The organism is Oleisolibacter albus (assembly GCF_003336875.1).
In the GTDB taxonomy this organism is placed as follows: Bacteria; Pseudomonadota; Alphaproteobacteria; order Azospirillales; family Azospirillaceae; genus Niveispirillum; species Niveispirillum album.
The window spans coordinates 78,477-94,555 of the sequence record NZ_QGNJ01000008.1 but is presented as its reverse complement, the minus strand read 5'-3'; the positions used below and the strand labels follow the sequence as shown (position 1 = coordinate 94,555).

Annotated in this window: 20 protein-coding genes; 7 read left to right on the top strand and 13 right to left on the bottom strand. The window is 68.3% G+C overall.

Features of this window, described 5'->3' with window-relative positions; all coding sequences use genetic code 11:
* Positions 1–55: 55 nt before the first annotated feature.
* From rlmH to DK368_RS12495, 4 genes are all read right to left on the bottom strand, one after another.
* Positions 56–514: a 23S rRNA (pseudouridine(1915)-N(3))-methyltransferase RlmH gene (gene rlmH / locus DK368_RS12510; RefSeq protein WP_114394295.1), complete on the bottom strand. Its 459-nt coding sequence runs from the start codon at positions 512–514 to the stop codon at positions 56–58.
* A 15-nt stretch (positions 515–529) separates the two neighbouring features.
* Positions 530–901 carry a ribosome silencing factor gene (rsfS, locus tag DK368_RS12505; RefSeq protein ID WP_114394434.1) on the bottom strand — a complete coding sequence of 124 codons (372 nt, stop codon included), beginning with the start codon at positions 899–901 and terminating at the stop codon, positions 530–532.
* Positions 902–973: 72 nt separating this feature from the next.
* Positions 974–1,615 carry a nicotinate-nucleotide adenylyltransferase gene (locus tag DK368_RS12500; RefSeq protein WP_114394294.1) on the bottom strand — a complete coding sequence of 214 codons (642 nt, stop codon included), beginning with the start codon at positions 1,613–1,615 and terminating at the stop codon, positions 974–976.
* On the bottom strand, positions 1,612–2,892 hold the full coding sequence (locus tag DK368_RS12495) for a glutamate-5-semialdehyde dehydrogenase (RefSeq protein ID WP_114394293.1): 1,281 nt from the start codon (positions 2,890–2,892) through the stop codon (positions 1,612–1,614). Before DK368_RS12495 ends, DK368_RS12500 begins: the two co-directional genes overlap by 4 nt.
* Before the next feature lie 112 nt (positions 2,893–3,004).
* Between DK368_RS12495 and DK368_RS12490 the strand changes: the two genes are divergently transcribed.
* On the top strand, positions 3,005–3,235 hold the full coding sequence (locus tag DK368_RS12490) for a hypothetical protein (protein WP_155524568.1): 231 nt from the start codon (positions 3,005–3,007) through the stop codon (positions 3,233–3,235).
* Between the two features lie 61 nt (positions 3,236–3,296).
* Here DK368_RS12490 and pth read toward each other — a convergent pair whose 3' ends face one another.
* The 7 genes from pth to rfaD form a co-directional block, all read right to left on the bottom strand.
* A complete protein-coding gene (gene pth / locus DK368_RS12485) occupies positions 3,297–3,914 on the bottom strand; it encodes an aminoacyl-tRNA hydrolase (protein ID WP_114394291.1) in 618 nt (205 codons plus the stop codon).
* Between the two features lie 19 nt (positions 3,915–3,933).
* Entirely contained in the window at positions 3,934–4,557 is a 624-nt protein-coding gene (locus DK368_RS12480) for a 50S ribosomal protein L25/general stress protein Ctc (RefSeq protein ID WP_114394290.1), read from the bottom strand.
* 173 nt (positions 4,558–4,730) lie between these two features.
* Positions 4,731–5,663: a ribose-phosphate pyrophosphokinase gene (locus DK368_RS12475; RefSeq protein WP_114394289.1), complete on the bottom strand. Its 933-nt coding sequence runs from the start codon at positions 5,661–5,663 to the stop codon at positions 4,731–4,733.
* A 265-nt stretch (positions 5,664–5,928) separates the two neighbouring features.
* On the bottom strand, positions 5,929–6,696 hold the full coding sequence (gene pgeF / locus DK368_RS12470) for a peptidoglycan editing factor PgeF (protein WP_114394288.1): 768 nt from the start codon (positions 6,694–6,696) through the stop codon (positions 5,929–5,931).
* Entirely contained in the window at positions 6,693–7,811 is a 1,119-nt protein-coding gene (locus DK368_RS12465) for a class I SAM-dependent methyltransferase (RefSeq protein WP_114394287.1), read from the bottom strand. The genes pgeF and DK368_RS12465 overlap by 4 nt, the downstream gene beginning before the upstream one ends.
* 5 nt (positions 7,812–7,816) lie before the next feature.
* Positions 7,817–8,629 (bottom strand): prolipoprotein diacylglyceryl transferase, encoded by an 813-nt coding sequence (gene lgt / locus DK368_RS12460; RefSeq protein WP_193552287.1) that lies wholly within the window; start codon positions 8,627–8,629, stop codon positions 7,817–7,819.
* A 30-nt stretch (positions 8,630–8,659) separates the two neighbouring features.
* Positions 8,660–9,646: an ADP-glyceromanno-heptose 6-epimerase gene (rfaD, locus tag DK368_RS12455; protein WP_114394286.1), complete on the bottom strand. Its 987-nt coding sequence runs from the start codon at positions 9,644–9,646 to the stop codon at positions 8,660–8,662.
* Between the two features lie 214 nt (positions 9,647–9,860).
* Between rfaD and DK368_RS12450 the strand changes: the two genes are divergently transcribed.
* From DK368_RS12450 to DK368_RS12435, 4 genes are all read left to right on the top strand, one after another.
* Positions 9,861–10,241 (top strand): accessory factor UbiK family protein, encoded by a 381-nt coding sequence (locus tag DK368_RS12450; RefSeq protein ID WP_114394432.1) that lies wholly within the window; start codon positions 9,861–9,863, stop codon positions 10,239–10,241.
* A gap of 222 nt (positions 10,242–10,463) precedes the next feature.
* The gene (locus DK368_RS12445) at positions 10,464–10,967 is read left to right on the top strand and encodes a type III secretion system chaperone family protein (RefSeq protein WP_114394285.1); all 504 of its coding nucleotides are present in this window, start codon (positions 10,464–10,466) and stop codon (positions 10,965–10,967) included.
* A gap of 52 nt (positions 10,968–11,019) precedes the next feature.
* Positions 11,020–11,823 (top strand): pyrroline-5-carboxylate reductase, encoded by an 804-nt coding sequence (gene proC, locus DK368_RS12440; RefSeq protein WP_114394284.1) that lies wholly within the window; start codon positions 11,020–11,022, stop codon positions 11,821–11,823.
* Positions 11,824–11,827: 4 nt separating this feature from the next.
* The gene (locus DK368_RS12435) at positions 11,828–12,322 is read left to right on the top strand and encodes a YbaK/EbsC family protein (RefSeq protein WP_114394283.1); all 495 of its coding nucleotides are present in this window, start codon (positions 11,828–11,830) and stop codon (positions 12,320–12,322) included.
* Between the two features lie 24 nt (positions 12,323–12,346).
* Here the strand turns inward: DK368_RS12435 and DK368_RS12430 are convergent, their stop codons facing one another.
* Positions 12,347–13,219, bottom strand: coding sequence for a sigma-70 family RNA polymerase sigma factor (locus tag DK368_RS12430; protein WP_114394282.1), 873 nt, complete (start codon positions 13,217–13,219; stop codon positions 12,347–12,349).
* A gap of 140 nt (positions 13,220–13,359) precedes the next feature.
* Between DK368_RS12430 and DK368_RS12425 the strand changes: the two genes are divergently transcribed.
* Together DK368_RS12425 and DK368_RS12420 are read left to right on the top strand one after the other, a co-directional pair.
* The gene (locus DK368_RS12425; RefSeq protein WP_162306017.1) at positions 13,360–13,968 is read left to right on the top strand and encodes a TetR/AcrR family transcriptional regulator; all 609 of its coding nucleotides are present in this window, start codon (positions 13,360–13,362) and stop codon (positions 13,966–13,968) included.
* A 121-nt stretch (positions 13,969–14,089) separates the two neighbouring features.
* Positions 14,090–14,566, top strand: a complete 477-nt coding sequence (locus tag DK368_RS12420) for a phasin family protein (RefSeq protein ID WP_114394280.1) — start codon at positions 14,090–14,092, stop codon at positions 14,564–14,566.
* Positions 14,567–14,664: 98 nt separating this feature from the next.
* On the opposite strand, the gene DK368_RS12415 is transcribed toward DK368_RS12420, so the two are convergent.
* Positions 14,665–16,071: an ATP-binding protein gene (locus tag DK368_RS12415; protein WP_114394279.1), complete on the bottom strand. Its 1,407-nt coding sequence runs from the start codon at positions 16,069–16,071 to the stop codon at positions 14,665–14,667.
* Between the last annotated feature and the right edge of the window lie 8 nt (positions 16,072–16,079).

Sequence of the window (16,079 nt, the reverse complement as noted above, 5' to 3'; positions counted from 1 at the left end):
GACTCACATCGAACCGGCCCGCGGGCCGGGCGCTGTCGGTGCGCTATCGGCGGTGTCAGGCCCGGTGATAGGGGTGGCCGGCCAGGATCTGTTGAGCGCGGTAGAGCTGTTCGGCCAGCAGGCCGCGCACCAGCATGTGCGGCCAGGTCATGGGGCCGAAGGCCAGGACCAGGGCGGCCCGGCGGCGGACCTCGTCGGCGAGACCGTCGGCCCCGCCGATGATGAAGGCGAGGTCGGCGACGCCGCCATCGCGCCATTGGCCGATACGCTGGGCGAAGGCTTCAGACGAGACGGTGCGCCCGCGCTCATCCAGGGCCACCAGGGTGGCGCCGTCGGGGATGGCCGACAGCAGCAGCTCGGCTTCCAGCCGCTTCAGCTCCTCGCCCTCGACCCGCTTCTTGCTTTCGACTTCCTTGAGGGTCAGGGGCCAGCTCAAGCGCCCCCGATACTCCTCGAACAGGTCACGCGCGGGTCCAGGCCGGGCCCGCCCGATGGCGGCCAGCCACAGGCGCATGGTCCCGCGCTCCCGTCAGACCGTCGTGTACTCGGTGGTGCTGCCAGCCAGCAGCACCGAGGCCGGCGGCTCCACGCCCCACATCTTCTCGATGTTGTAGAAGGCGCGGACCTCGGGACGGAACAGGTGGACGATCACGTCGCCGGCATCGACCAGCACCCAGTCGCACTGGGGATAGCCTTCCGCGTCGGCACCGTGCACACCCAGCGCCTTGAGCTTCTCCAGGAGATGCTCCGCCATGGCGCCGACCTGCCGGGCCGAGCGGCCCGAGGTCACGACCATGTAGTCCGCCAGCGTGGTCTTGCCGCGCAGATCAATAACGACGGTATCTTCCGCCTTGTCTTCGTCGAGGGACTGCTGAATCAGGTCCCGGATACGGTCCGGCATGTCGGCGGGCGCGTGCTGCTGCCCTTGGGTGCCGGTGGTTGCAGGGGTCGCGATGGTTGTCACCTCTGGTCCTTAACGCTGCGAGACCCACGCCCCGGGCAGTCCGAGGCGGCGAATCTCCGTGGCCGAAGCCGGATGCAGCGGACCATGCACGAAAGTCCAGGCCGGCGGGTCCATCTCGGCCAACTCGCGTGCCCGACCCGCATCCACCCGGGCTTTGGCAAAACGCCGGGCGACCTTGCCGCCCAGCGCCCTGATAGAATAGGGATGCCGCGGCAGGACTGCAACGGGCACCATAGCGAAGATCCGGGTCCAGTCATGCCAGCGTGGCAACTGCTCCAGATTGTCGGCCCCCATCAGCCAGACGAAGCGGGTGCGGGCATAGCGCTGTCGCAAGGCCGCCAGCGTATCCACGGTGTAACGGGTGCCGAGATCGGCCTCGATGGCGGTGACGCGGATGCGGGGATGCCGGGCCCGTTGCCGGGCGGTCGCCACCCGCAGGTCCAGCTCGGCCATGCCCGCCCGTGGCTTCAGCGGATTCTGCGGGCTGACCAGCCACCAGACCTCATCCAGGGCCAGGCGGCGCAGCGCCTCGATGCTGATGAAGCGGTGGCCCTCATGGGCCGGGTTGAACGACCCGCCCAGCAGGCCGATACGGCGTCCGGCCCAGGCCGGGCCGGTGTGCAGACCGGGAACCAAGGCCGTGCCGCTCACGCCCGGACCTGCCCATCGCCCCGGACCACATATTTGTAGCTGGTCAGCTGGTCCGCCCCCACCGGCCCGCGGGCATGCAGCTTGCCGGTGCTGATGCCGATCTCCGCCCCGAAGCCGAACTCGCCGCCATCGGCGAACTGGGTGGAGGCGTTGACCAGGACGATGCCGCTGTCCACCTGCGCCAGGAAGCGGTCCGCCGTGGCCGCCTCCTCGGTGACGATGCTGTCGGTATGATGGCTGCCATGGCGGCCGATATGGGCGATGGCGGCATCGACCCCATCCACCACCCGCACGGACAGGATGGCGTCGAGATATTCGGTGTCCCAATCCTCTGCCGTGGCCGGCTTCACCGCGGGGTCCAGGGCCTGCACCGTCTCGTCGCCGCGGATCTCGCAGCCGGCGGCCAGCAGGTCGGCCAGAATGGGGCGCAGATGGCTGTCCACCACCGGCCGGTCCACCAGCAGCGTCTCCATGGCGCCGCAGATGCCGGTGCGGCGCATCTTGCTGTTCAGCGCCACGGCCCGCGCCTTGTCCAGATCGGCGGCGCGGTCGATGAAGACATGGCAGAGGCCGTCCAGGTGATAGATCACCGGCACCCGGCTTTCCGCCGCCACCCGGCCGGTCAGCGACTTGCCGCCGCGCGGGATGACCACGTCGATCCAGCGGGTCATGGTCAGCAGATGGCCGACCGCGGCGCGGTCGGTGGTGGGGACGGACTGGATGGCGTCGCGGGGCAGGTCCGCCTCGGCCAGGCCGCGATGCAGGGCGGCCAGAATGGCGGCGCTGCTGTGGAAGCTCTCCGACCCGCCGCGCAGGAGGGCGGCGTTGCCCGACTTCAGGCAGAGGCCGCCGGCATCGGCGGTCACATTGGGCCGGCTTTCATAGATGATGCCGATGACGCCCAGCGGCACCCGCACCTTCTGGATGCGCAGGCCGTTGGGCCGCGTCCAGGCCTCCAGCACGGCACCCACCGGGTCCGGCCGTTCGGCGATATCCTCCAGGCCCTTGGCCATGGCCTCGACCCGCGCGGGGGTCAGCAGCAGCCGGTCGAGCAGGGCGGGGGAAAGCCCCTTGGCGCGGGCGGCATCCATGTCGCGGGCGTTGGCGGCCAGGATTCCGGCCGAGGTGGTGCGGATGGCGGCGGCGGCGGCACGGAGTGCCCGGTCCTTGGCATCGGACGGGGCGATGGCCAGAACCGCGGACGCGCCGCGCGCCCGGCGCCCCAGATCCTCCATCACCGCGGCCAGATCGGCCGTGCTCTTCACGCTGTTGTCCATGGCATCCTCCCGCGAAGGGGGCAGACTGTAGCCCAGAGCCCACGGCGTTTCACGCGCTTTGCGGACGGGACTGCCGCTGCCGGCGGGATCATGCTATAGATCGGATATGGAGATGCGATCGACCCTCGGCACCGGGATGCCATCGGCCTTCACGGCCGCAGCCAGCGGCTTTTCCGCTGCCCAGGCGCGCGTGGCCGAGGATGCGGCGGCCCTGGCCGCCGGCGAACTGGACCCGGCGGTCATCGTCGATCTGCGCCAGGGGCAGGTGGCGGCCGCGGCCAGCGCCAAGGTGCTGCGCAGCCAGCAGGACAGCTTCTCCCGGCTTCTCGACATCCTGGTCTGATGGCCCGGATCGGTTCCGCTCGGGGGCGATCACGGCCATGCGGCCAGATGACCGATATCCGTCAGGCCGCGGGTGGGGCAGGGGGCGCCTTGGCCGGTTTCGGCGGCTTGGGCGGCGCCGTCAGCAGGGCGATGCGGGAGGCGTATTTCTCGGCTTCACCCGCCGCCATCAGCGGGAACTCGGCCGCCAGCATGTCCAGCAGTGTCGGCAGCCAGGATTCGTCAGCCTTGGCGAAGTTCGACAACACCCAGCCCTGCACCTTTTCCTTGCTGCCGGGATGGCCGATGCCGACGCGGACGCGCCAGTAATCCTTGCCGATATGGTCGTCGATGGAGCGCAGGCCGTTGTGGCCGCCATGTCCGCCGCCGCGCTTGACCCGGATCTTGCCGGGGACGACGTCAAGCTCGTCGTGGAAGACGATGACCTGATCGGGAATCAGCTTGTAAAAGCGCATGGCCTCGCCGACCGCCTGGCCGGAGAGATTCATGAAGGTCTGGGGTTTCAGCAGCCAGGATTTCTCCCGGGCGATGCTCCCCTCGGCGATCAGCCCCTGGAAGCGCTTCTTCCAGGGGCCGAAGCCGTGGCGGCGATGGAGTTCGTCCACCGCCATGAAGCCGACATTGTGCCGGTGACGTTCGTATTCCGGGCCAGGGTTGCCCAGTCCGACCACCAAGCGCATATCGGCCTCTTGTCCAGCGTCAGTCGTCCGAGGCTTCGGTCTCGGCCGGAACCTCCGCCACCGCCTCATCCGTCATGCCCGACGGGGCGGCGATGGTGACGATGGTGAAGTCGCGGTCGGTGATGGTCGGGCGCACGCCCTCCGGCAGCTTCACGGCGCTGATGTGGATCGAGGCATTGATGTCGGCGCCGGACAGATCGATCTCGATCTTCTCGGGAATGGCGGCCGCACGGCAATGCACTTCGATGTCATGGCGGACGGCGTTGATGACGCCACCACGCTTCAGGCCCGGGGACTGCTCGGCGTTCACGAACTCGACCGGGATCTTCACGATGATCTCGGTGGTCTCCGACACGCGCAGGAAGTCGGCATGGATCGGGCGATCGCTGACCGGGTCCAGCTGCAGGTCACGGGGCAGCACGCGATGGGTGGTGCCGTCCACGGTGATGTCGAACAGGTGGGTGAAGAAGCCAGGACGATGGATCTCGCGGAAGAACTTGGCGAAATCCAGGGAAATCATCACCGGCTTTTCCTTGTTGCCGTAGATGACGGCCGGAATGCGGCCCTGGCGACGGGTGGACCGGGCGGTCCCCTTTCCGGCCCGGTCACGGGCCTCGGCGGCCAGCGCGATAATCTGGGTCATGGGTGTGCTCCTCAACGCAAAAGGACCCGACGGGCAGAACGGCCCGGGGTCCGGGACTGGCGGCAGCCTCCAGGGGTGCTGCTCGCCCGCAAATCGAACCGCGCGTGTAGGTCAAACCGCGCGGAAAGTCAAGCGCCGGCCCGTCCGTTTCCGGAGGCGGGCCGGCGGATGCATCAATCGAACAGGCTGGAGACCGAGCGCTCGTTGCTGATGCGCTCGATGGCATCGGCCATCAGCCGGGAGATCGACAGCTTGCGGATATTGGGGCTGTCCAGCACGGGCTGGGTGGCCTCGATGCTGTCGGTGGTCACCAACTCGTCCAGCGGGCTCTTGGCCACGCGGTCGACGGCGCCGCCGGACAGCACGCCATGGGTGACATAGGCCCGCACGGACTTGGCGCCGCGCTCCTTCAGGGCGACGGCGGCGTTGCAGAGGGTGCCGGCGCTGTCGACGATGTCGTCGATCATGATGCAGTCGCGGCCATTGACGTCACCGATGACGTTCATGACCTCGGATACGCCGGCGCGCTCGCGGCGCTTGTCGATGATGGCCAGATCGGCCTCAAGGCGGCGTGCGATGGCACGGGCACGCACCACACCGCCCACGTCCGGCGAGACGATCATCAGGTTGCGGGTGTCGAGCCGCTCCTTGATGTCGCGGGTGAAGACGGGGGCTGCCACCAGATTGTCGGTGGGAATGTCGAAGAAACCCTGGATCTGGCCGGCATGCAGATCCAGCGTCAGCACGCGGTTGGCGCCGGCCGTCGTCAACAGGTTGGCCACCAGCTTGGCCGAGATCGGCGTGCGCGGGCCGGTCTTGCGATCCTGGCGGGCATAGCCGAAATAGGGAATGACGGCGGTGATGCGCCGGGCCGATCCGCGGCGCAGGGCGTCGACAGTGACCAGCAGCTCCATCAGATGGTCGTTGGCGGGGAAGGAGGTCGATTGGATCACGAACACGTCCTCACCGCGGACGTTTTCCTGGATCTCGACAAAAACCTCCATATCCGCGAAGCGGCGGATGCTTGCCTTGGTCAGCGGGACCTCAAGGCAGGTGGAGATAGCTTCGGCCAACGGCCGATTGCTGTTCCCGGCGATCAGCTTCATGAGGTCCGCCCGTTTTTCCAGTCATGTTGAAAGAAGATCCATTTGGATCAAGGCATTAGCCCTGACTCCGACGCCCCTGTCGTCTAACCGTCACAAAGGCGGGCGCACCATATCAATGGCCCCTGCGGCTGTAAACGCCACCCCAACTGAGATCACCCATGTGTGGCAGTGATGCCTCAACCACTGCACATGGCCAGCAGGGCCAGCATCAGAAAAAACACACAGAACATCCATATATAGTGCATCGGCCGCTCCACGATCCTGCTTATGGAGTCAGGGCGATGGCGGACAGACCCCGGCCATAATCGGGCTCGCCCCGCAGCGTGGCGCGGCGGTAGCTGAAGAACAGGTCCTCCTCGCCCGCCGTGTCATGGGGCGCGTGCCCGCAGCTGCTGACGCCGGCTGCGGCCAGACGCTGTTCCACATAGCGGCCAAGGTCGAACAGCCAATGGTCCGGCCGCGTCGACGGCAGGAACAGGGCGGCATGGCCGGCATTCTCGGCCAGGAAGCGGGCGCGGAACTCGGGCCCGACCTCATAGGAGCGCTGGGCGATGTGTGGGCCGATGCCAGCCCGGATGTGCTCGATGCGGGCACCCAGGCCCGCCATGGCCGCCAGCGTCGCCTCCAGCACGCCGCCGACGGCGCCCTTCCAGCCGGCATGGGCGGCGCCGATGACACCAGCCTCGGGATCGCAGAACAGGACGGGGACGCAGTCGGCGGTGAGGATGCCCAGGGCGAGACCGGGCCGCGCCGTGACCATGGCGTCGGCACGGGGGGGCTGACCCGGCGGGAACGGCGTATCGACGGTGACCACGTCCGGGCTGTGGATCTGGTAGCAGGTGACCAGCCGGTCCGGGGACAGGCCCAGCATCCCCATGGCCCGGGTGCGGTTCTCGGCCACGGCCTCGGGCGCATCGTTGGAGCCGAGGCCGCAATTGAGACCGGCATAGAGTCCGGCGGAGACGCCGCCGGCGCGGGTGAAGAAGGCGTGGCGGATCCCGGGCAGGCCGGCCAGCGGCTCAAGGGTGATCACGGTCGGTCCGCTCCCGTCGTCGCATCGAATCCGGCCGGACCGTCGAAACCGGCCGGGGCCGGCAGAGCGGGACTGGTCAGGGCCAGCACCTTGAACAGCCGGCCCATGGCGTCATCCCCGGTGAGACGGTGCCGGGCCAGTTCTATATCGGTGGCCTGGGCCGGTGTGGCAACCCGTTTCAGGGCGGCGGCCCGCATGTCGATGCCCAGCCGGCGCAGGAAGTCGCCCTGGGTCCGTGTCCCCCAGGCGGCGGCGCCCGCCTGGCGCGCCGACCCGGCCAGGGCGGTGAAATCCACATGGGCGGTCAGATCGGCCTCGCCCGGTCGCTCCAGCACGGGGACGAAGGCGTGGGACCGCATGGCTTGGAGCGTGTCGCCCAGGGCCGGCCCCTCATAGCCGTAATCGACGATCAGAGCCGATCCGGGGCAGCGGGCCAGACGGGCACCGATCTCCGCCGCGATGGCCTCACCCAGGGGGGCGCGCTCGACCACGCTGCCGGGCGGCGCCGGGCGCAGCGGGGGGGGCACCAGACAGTCGCCCGGCCGGCGGTCCAGCCGCCAGACCAGCGCGCCCGTCTCGTCAAGGCCAACCTTGCGTTCCCCCCATCCAAGCGGTCCGCGCTCGAACTGGCGGATGGGCAGGGCATCGAAGAACTCGTTGGCCAGCAGCAGCAGCGGCCCCTCGGGGACCTCGGCCAGCCGGTCGTGCCAGACCGGGGCGACGCTCCGCAGGGCGGCAGCCTGACGCTGCCGCAGCACCGGACTGGTCTCTACCAGATGCAGCCGCAGGGCGGCATGGAATCCGGGAATGCGGGCTGTGGCCCGCAGCGCATCGGCCATCAGCGTGCCGCGCCCCGGCCCGAGTTCGACCAGATGCACCGGTGCGGGCTGGCCCATCTGCAACCAGCACTGGGCGGCCCAGACCCCCAGCAACTCCCCGAACATCTGGCTGATCTCGGGCGCGGTGGTGAAGTCACCGGCCGTGCCCAGCGGGTCCCGCGTCGTGTAATAGCCGTGCTGCGGATGGCCCAGGCACAGCGCCATGTAGTCACCCACACCCAGCGGACCGTCCAGGGTGATGCGCCGGGCAATCAGCGCCTGCAGGGGCGTGGGCATGCGGTTCAGCCGGCCAGGGCGCGCCGGCCCCAGGGCGCGCGGGCGATGAGAAACAAGCCGATCAGCACCATCGGGACCGACAGCAGCTGCCCCATGGTGACGCCGAAGGCCAGGAACCCGATATTGGCGTCGGGCTCGCGGAAGAACTCGCCGGTGATGCGGGCAAGGCCGTAGCCGACCAGGAAGCAGCCCGACAGGGTGCCGGTCCGATCCAGCATGCCGGGACGGCGGGCCAGGATGAACAGGGCGAGGAACAGGACGATGCCCTCCAGCCCGGCCTGATAGAGCTGGCTGGGGTGGCGCGGCAGCCCGTCGCTGTGGGGGAAGATCATGGCCCAGGGCACGTCCGTCGGCCGCCCCCATAGCTCGCCGTTCACGAAATTGGCCAGGCGCCCCAGGAACAGGCCGACCGGTGCGGCACAGGCCAGCAGATCGCCCAGGGCAAAGGGGGAGAAGCCGAGACGGCGGCTGAACAGGATGGTGGCCACGACCACACCCAGGAAGCCGCCGTGGAAGGACATGCCGCCCTTCCAGATCATGAAGGCTTCCAGCGGATTCTGCAGATAATAGAAGGGATGGTAGAACAGCACATTGCCCAGCCGGCCGCCCAGAATGACGCCGATCACGGCCCAGGTCAGGAAATCGGACAGATCATCGGGATTGGGGCGGCAGCCCGGACGCCACAGCGACAGCCGGCTGCAATACCACCAGGCAAACAGGAAGCCGCCGAGATAGGCCAGGGCATACCAGCGGATCACCAGCGGCCCCAGCGCCAGGGCGACGGGGTCAATCTGGGGAAACGGGATGGCGAGCATCATGACAGCAAACTCCGGCCGACGGTCGGCCCGTCAGACATAGGGATCGGGGGCGGACAGATAATCCTGCACATACCGGCGCACCCCGTCCTCCAGGCTGGTGAAGGGGGCGGTGTAGCCGGCGGCCCGCAGCCTGTCCATCCGCGCCTCGGTGAAGTACTGGTACTTGCCGCTCAGATGGGGCGGCATCGGGATGTAATCGATCCGCTGTGGCCGATTCATGGCGGCAAAGACGGCGGCGGCCAGATCGTTCCAGCTGCGGGCCTGCCCGGTGCCGAGATTGAACAGGCCGTTGACCGTGGGCGTGGCGTGCAGCCACAGCATCACGTCCACGCAGTCGCCGACCCAGACAAAGTCGCGTTTCTGGCCGCCATCGGGATAGTCGGGCCGGTCGCTGGCGAACAGGCGCGCCGGTTCGCCGGCCGCCAGCAGCGGGTAGAGCTTCGCCACCACGCTCTGCATCTCGCCCTTGTGGTGCTCGTTCGGGCCGTAGACATTGAAGAACTTCAGTCCGGCCCACTGCGGCGGCCGCCGGCCGCTGAGGGCGAGGCCGGCCAGGATGCGGCGGTCGAACAGGTGCTTGGACCAGCCATAGGGATTGAGCGGACGCAGCCGGGCCAGGGCCGCCGGTGCCGGATCATCGTCAAATCCGGCCGACCCGTCACCGTAGGTGGCGGCCGACGAGGCATAGATCAGCCGTGTTTCCGTGCGCTGGCACCAGTCCCACAGATCCAGCGACAGGCGGAAATTGTTGGCGGTGATCAGATCCGCGTCGCGCTCGGTGGTGGCGGAGATGGCGCCCAGATGAAAGACGGACTCCACTTCGCCGGCATGACGGTCGAGATAGGCGAACAGTGCCTGGGGCGGGATCAGGTCGTGCAGGCAGCGCTTGGCCAGATTGCGCCACTTGTCGCCGCTGCCCAGCTGGTCACAGACCACGATGGGGCCGAGGCCGCGTGCCTCCAGGGCCGCCACCAGATTCGAACCGATGAAGCCGGCGCCGCCGGTCACCACGAGCATGCCGATTGCGCCCTCGTCTGCGTTCCGCACCGCCGGGACCCCGGCGGACCCGGCTTGTTATAGGGGGGGAGCCGTGGCAACGGCAAGCCGCAGGCGTGCCGTGTCGGGGATGCGGTGCCGGTCTGCGCCGTCCCCGGCCCCATTGGACAGTGTACCGTGGACAGGTCCGGGGTGGATCTCCATAATGCCGGCCATTTTTCAGGGGGTTGGACCGATGCAGGTCGAAAACAAGCTGCTGGACGATCTGGCGCGCCTGGCGAGCGGGGCCGCAGGCGCCCTCTCCGGTATCCGTGGCGAGGTCGAGGCCCAGTTCCGCCAGCAGTTCGAGCGGATTCTGGCGCAGATGGATGTGGTCTCGCGCGAGGAGTTCGAGGCGGTCAAGGCCATGGCCGCCGCGGCCCGGACGCAGCAGGAGGAGATCGAGGACGTCTTCAAGCTGAAGGCGGACCTGGAGGATCGAGTCGTCCAGCTGGAGGCGCTGGTGGCCACGCTGATGGCTCATCTGGAGTTGAGCGGGCCGGAGCCGGCGCCGAAGCGGCCGGCCCATGCGGCCAGCCCGGCTCCGGCTGATCCCGACACGCAGCCCGAGGCGTAAGGCCGGGACGGGTGCGCCCGCGGTTTCCGCCGGAACCGCTGTCCCGCCGGCACAGATGATCATGAAACCGGGGCCGTCCGGAAATCCGGTTGCGCCGAGGCGGAAGCTTCTGGCACCGTATTTTCGTAGCCCCGCGGCCCATGCCCACCATATCTGGGGTGGCCGGGCCGGTACGGGGGATGGGTCATCCCTTCCCACCGCGCACGAGATGGAGGGCGCAAGATGACGGCAGTCACCGTCGAGACCGCAACCAGCACCCATAATCCGCTGGATATGCTGGAGGAGATCGTCGTCGCCAATGAATGGGCGTTCGAACGGTCCAGCGACGAGGAGATGATCGTCGAGATCAATGGCCGCTGGTGCGATTACCGTCTGTTCTTCCTCTGGCAGACGGAAGTCAGCGCCATGCAGTTCTCCTGCCAGTTCGACATGAAGGTGCCCGCCGCCCGCCGCGCCCAGGTCAATGAATTGCTGGCCGAGGTGAATGCCAAGATGTGGCTGGGTCATTTCGACGTGGACCCGGACGAGTGTACGCCCATGTTCCGGCAGACGACGCTGTTGCGTGGTGCCCGTGCCGCCAGTGTCGAGCAGTTGGAAGACTTGGTGGACATCGCCCTGTCGGAGTGCGAGCGTTACTATCCGGCCTTCCAGTTTGTCATCTGGGGCGGGAAAACGGCGCAGGAGGCGGTGACCGCCGCCATCCTGGATACGGTGGGCGAGGCGTAAGGCCGGCCGGTCCGGCGCCGCCCGGGACGGTGTGGGAGCGGATTGGACGGACATGAGCGCGACCTTGCTTCTCGTCGGATGTGGCCGCATGGGCGGTGCCCTGCTGTCGGGGTGGCTGGCCAGGGGGACCGCGCAGCGCGTGGTCGTGGTTGAACCGGCGGGGCGAATTCCCGGTCCGCCCCTGGCCGGGGTCGAGGTGGTGACCGACGCCGCGGCCATTCCGGCCGGCTTCACGCCCGACGCCGTGGTCCTGGCGGTGAAGCCGCAGACCATGCCATCCGTCATCGCCGATTATGCACGCTTCGCCGGTACGGCCGTGTTCCTGTCGATCGCGGCCGGCAAGCCCATCGTTTGGTTCGAGGAGCGGCTGGGGCCGGACGCTGCCATTGTCCGCGCCATGCCCAATACGCCGGCATCGGTGGGCCGGGGCATGACGGTGGCTGTCGAGAATGCCAGGGTCAGCCGGGCGCAGCATGCGCTGTGCAACGGGCTTCTGGCCGCGGTGGGGCAGGTGGCCTGGACTCAGCGGGAGCCACATCTCGACGCGGTGACGGCCGTATCCGGCAGTGGGCCGGCCTATGTCTTCCTTCTGGCCGAGGCCCTGGCCCATGCGGGAGAGGCGGCGGGCCTGCCGGCGGATCTGGCGGCGCAACTGGCGCGGGCCACGGTGGCGGGGGCCGGCGAATTGCTGCAGCAGAGCCACGAATCCGCGGAGCAGCTGCGCCGCAACGTGACCAGCCCCAAGGGAACGACCGAAGCCGCCCTGGCGGTGCTGATGGCATCCGACGGGTTGGGGCCGCTGCTGGACCGGGCTGTGGCCGCGGCGGCGGCCCGATCACGGGAACTGGCCGGGTGAGATCATGGCCGGTCCCTTGAGCCCCAGTGCCCAGATGATTCAGAATCTGCTGAACGATCTGGGCCACCCCATCCATGTGCTGGAATTCGCCGCCACCACCCGGACCGCCGCCGAAGCGGCGGCGGTGATCGGCTGCGACGTGGCCCAGATCGCCAAATCCATCCTGTTCCGCACCCGGGACAGCGCCCGCCCCGTTCTGGTGGTGGCCAGCGGCAGCAACCGCGTCAACGAGGCCGCCGTGGCGCGGCATCTGGCCGGACGGATCGGGGGCGAACGCCTGCTCAAGGCCGAGGCGGATTTCGTGCGCAGCCATGCCGGCTATGCCATCGGCGGCGTCCCGCCGATCGGTCATCTGGTGCCGCCGGTGACGCTGTTCGACCGCGATCTTCTGGACTTCGATACGGTCTGGGCGGCGGCGGGCACGCCGAACAGCGTGTTTCCCATCGCCCCCTCGATCCTGCTGGGGCTGACAGGGGGGCAGACCGGGCCGGTGACCTGATCCGGCCTCTTTCCGCCGAGGCCCTCAGCCGAGAGCGGTACGCAGCAGCGCCTGCTGCGGTTGCAGCAGGGTGCGCAGGCGGGTGATGGCGCGCTGTTCCAGCTGCCGCACCCGGTCCTTGCTGATGCCCAGGTCCCGGCCGATGGAGTCGAAGGTGGGGGCCGGATCGATCAGGTGGCGGATGCGGATGATATAGGCCTCCCGCTCCGGCAGCAGACGCAGCGCGCCGTCCAGCAGCCGGTGGCGCAGACGGGACAGGCTGTCCTCCTCTGCCAGATCCTCCGGCGTCGGCTGCGCGTCGGCGAGCTGGTCCGCCAGAGTCGGCCCCTCTTCCCCCTCCGCTGCGGTGCCCATCGGTGCGTCCAGGGCCTGGTCCGGCAGCAGCAGCCGGCGGGCCATGGTGGCGATTTCGGCGGCCGGCAGGCGGAAGCGCTCGACAAGCCGCGGCAACAGCTCGTCGGGAATGGCAGCGGCCGGGTCCGGCCGGCCCACCGCTGCCGGACCGGCCATGAACCGGCGCAGCGACAGGAACAGGCTGCGGTGCGATGCCGTCTTGCCCACACGCACCAGCGACCAGGTGCGGACCACATGCTCCTGCATGGCGGCGCGCACCCACCAGCTGGCATAGGTGCTGAGGCGGTTATGGCAATCGGGATTGAATTTGCGGATGGCCTGGATCAGGCCGATGGTCCCTTCCTGCACCAGATCGGCCACGGGAATCCCCAGGCGTCCATAAAGACGGGCCGATTTCCAGACCAGACGCAGATGTGACAGGACAAGCTGGGTTTCCGCCGACCGGTCGCCCGCCGCCAGCTGCTGGGCGAGGCGGCGCTCCTCCTCCGGCGACAGATAAGGGTGGCGGTCGGCGCCGGCAGCATTTGCCAGAGGGTCCGTCATGTCCGCAGCGTTCGCTCTGTTCCAACCTGTCCGTGATGGCCGGGCGCACGGTTTGCGGCATGCGACTGGCCGAATGCCTTCTGATACCCCACCTTGAGCGCAGACAACAGTGGATTGGGCCGTTTTGTCGGAGCGAGACCATGGCGAAGAAGTCTGACCCTACCGCCCGCCTTGTGGCGGCGGCGATGCAGCTGGCGGCCGAGCAGGGATGGCGGGCCACCAGCCTGGCCGACATCGCGCTGCGGGCCGAGGTTCCCCTGGCCGACCTGTATCGGGAGACACCGTCGAAGGCGGCCATCCTGGAAGCGGTTGCCCGCCAGGCCGATGCAATGGTGCTGGCCGCCGGCCCCGCCGATGCGGAGGAAAGCCGGCATGACCGCATGTTCGACGTGTTGATGCGTCGCTTTGACGCGCTGGCGCCCCACAAGGCGGGGCTGCACGCCGTCTGGCGCGAGCTGCGCCATCATCCGCTGGACGGGCTGTGCCTGACGGCGCAACTGCATCGCTCCATGCGCTGGATGCTGGAAGCGGCCGGGATCGCCCGCGCCGGATTCGGCGGAGTGCTGCAAGTCAAAGGACTTAGCGCCGTCTGGCTGGCGACGCTGCGCCCCTGGTTCGGGGATGACAGTGAGGACATGGCCAAGACCATGGCCGCCCTGGATGCCAATCTGCGACGCGCGGAGGAGCTGTGGAACAGTCTGCCATTGCAGCGCAGCGGTTTCATCGGGCGTAAATCCGCATCTCCTTGATCCGAAAGCGATTTTGTGCATCGCAACATAACGATTGACGAAAAATGCGGCAAATTGCATTATCCCACCGCTATTGCTGCATTGCAGCAGAATGGAAACCGCCAGCCGAGGGACCCGGACCATGGCCACCACGAAGAACCCGTTCCTGGATTTCGACCCGACGAAATTCTTCGATCCGAGCAAGTTCATGGATCTGAGCAAGCTCATGTCCGACTACCGGCTGCCGGGCATGGATATCGAGGCCATGCTGGCCGCCCAGCGCCGCAATGTCGAGGCGCTGACTGCCGCCAATCAGCTGGCGGTCGAGGGTGTCCAGGCCGTCCTGCGCCGTCAGGGCGAGATCCTGCGCCAGTCGCTGGAAGAGGCCTCCTCCATGATGTCGGAGCTGATGGCTGCCGGCACGCCGGAAGACAAGGTGGCCAAGCAGGCCGAACTGGTGAAGGGCGCGTTCGAGAAGGCCATCGCCAACATGAAGGAAATGGCCGAGATGGTGGCCAAGTCCAACAGCGAGGCGGCCGAGGTTCTCTCCAACCGCGTGAAGGAGAGCATCGAGGAAGTGAAGATCCAGATCGCCAAGTCGATGCCGAAGAAGGGCTGACGGCTCTTCCACCCTGGCGCAGGCCGGTCCCTGGTGTCCGGCCTGCGCCAGTGGCCATGGACGGGGTAGTCTCAGCGTGGCACCTCAGCGTGACAGCCTCAGCGGGGCAGGCGGACCGTCGCCTTCAATCCGCCATGCGGGCTGTCGCTCAGCAGGATTTCGCCCCCATGCAGGCGGGCGGCATCGCGGGCGATGGACAAGCCCAGCCCGACGCCGCCGGTACTGCTGTTGCGTGACGGCTCCAACCGGTGGAATGGCCGGAACACCTCGCCGCGCTTGTCGGCCGGGATGCCCGGCCCGTCATCTTCCACCACGATGTCGATGACAGTGGCCGTTGTCAGCAGCGTCAGCCAGACATTGGTGCCATAGCGCCGGGCATTGCTGACCAGATTGGTGATGCAGCGCCGCAGCGCCACGGGGCGCAGGGGCAGGATGATCTCCTCGCCGAGTTCCCCTTCCGCTCCGTTCTCCGCCCCCAGCGCCAGGGTCAGATTGGTCCCCTCGCGCCGGGCATTGGCGGCGATCTCCTCCACCATCCGGGTCAGATCGACGGGCTGGGGCGCTTCGGCCCCTTCACCGCTGGCGAAGGCCAGATAGCCGTCGATCATGGTTTCCATGTCGGCGACATCCGCCTTCAGCTCCTCGGCCTCCGGCAGATCCGGCAGCATGGCCAGCTGGAGCTTCATCCGCGTCAGCGGGGTGCGGAGATCGTGGCTGACCCCGGCCAGCATTTCCGTGCGCTGGCTGATCTGACGGCGGATGCGTTCGCGCATGACCAGGAAGGCCAGCGCCGCCTGCCGCACCTCCGAGGCTCCCTCGGGACGGAAGGCCGGGGCATCCCGCCCCTTGCCGAAGGCGTCGGCCGCGGCCGCAAGGCGGCGGATCGGGCGGATCTGGTTGCGCATGAACAGGATGGCCACGGCGAACAGCACCAGCGAGCTGCCGATCATCCAGAGGATGAAGAGATAGCTGGTGAAGCTGTAGAGGCGGCGTTCCGGCGAGATCACGGTCAGGACGCCGTCGGGAAGCTGGACCCGGATTTCGACCCGCTCCTGCCCGATGCGGGTGTTGATGCGCCAGGGCCGGCCGATCCGCTCATCCAGCGCCTTGGCCAGCATCGAATCCAGCAGGCTGTGGACCCGCTGGCGGCCCGGGGGCAGGTGGGCGCCGCCATTCCAGTGTACGGACAGGTCGGTGCTGCGGCGGGCCATGGCCATGGTTGTGGCCCGCTCCGCCGGCGTTGCGTCCCGCTGCAACTGCTCGATGGTGAAGGCGATGTCGCCGACGACACCATAGGCCAGCCGGTTGGTGATGGTCTGCCAGTGCCGGTCGTAGAAGACGAAGGTGGCGATGGCCTGGGCCAGAACCACCGGCGTCATCATGATCAGCAGGGAGCGGGCGAACAGGGTGCGCGGCAGGAACCGCTTGATCCAGCGGAACAGCCGGGGGCGCCGCCGCCAGAGCGATGCCGGGGAGAGGGCGGATGCGGCGGTCACATCGGGCATGGGGTCCC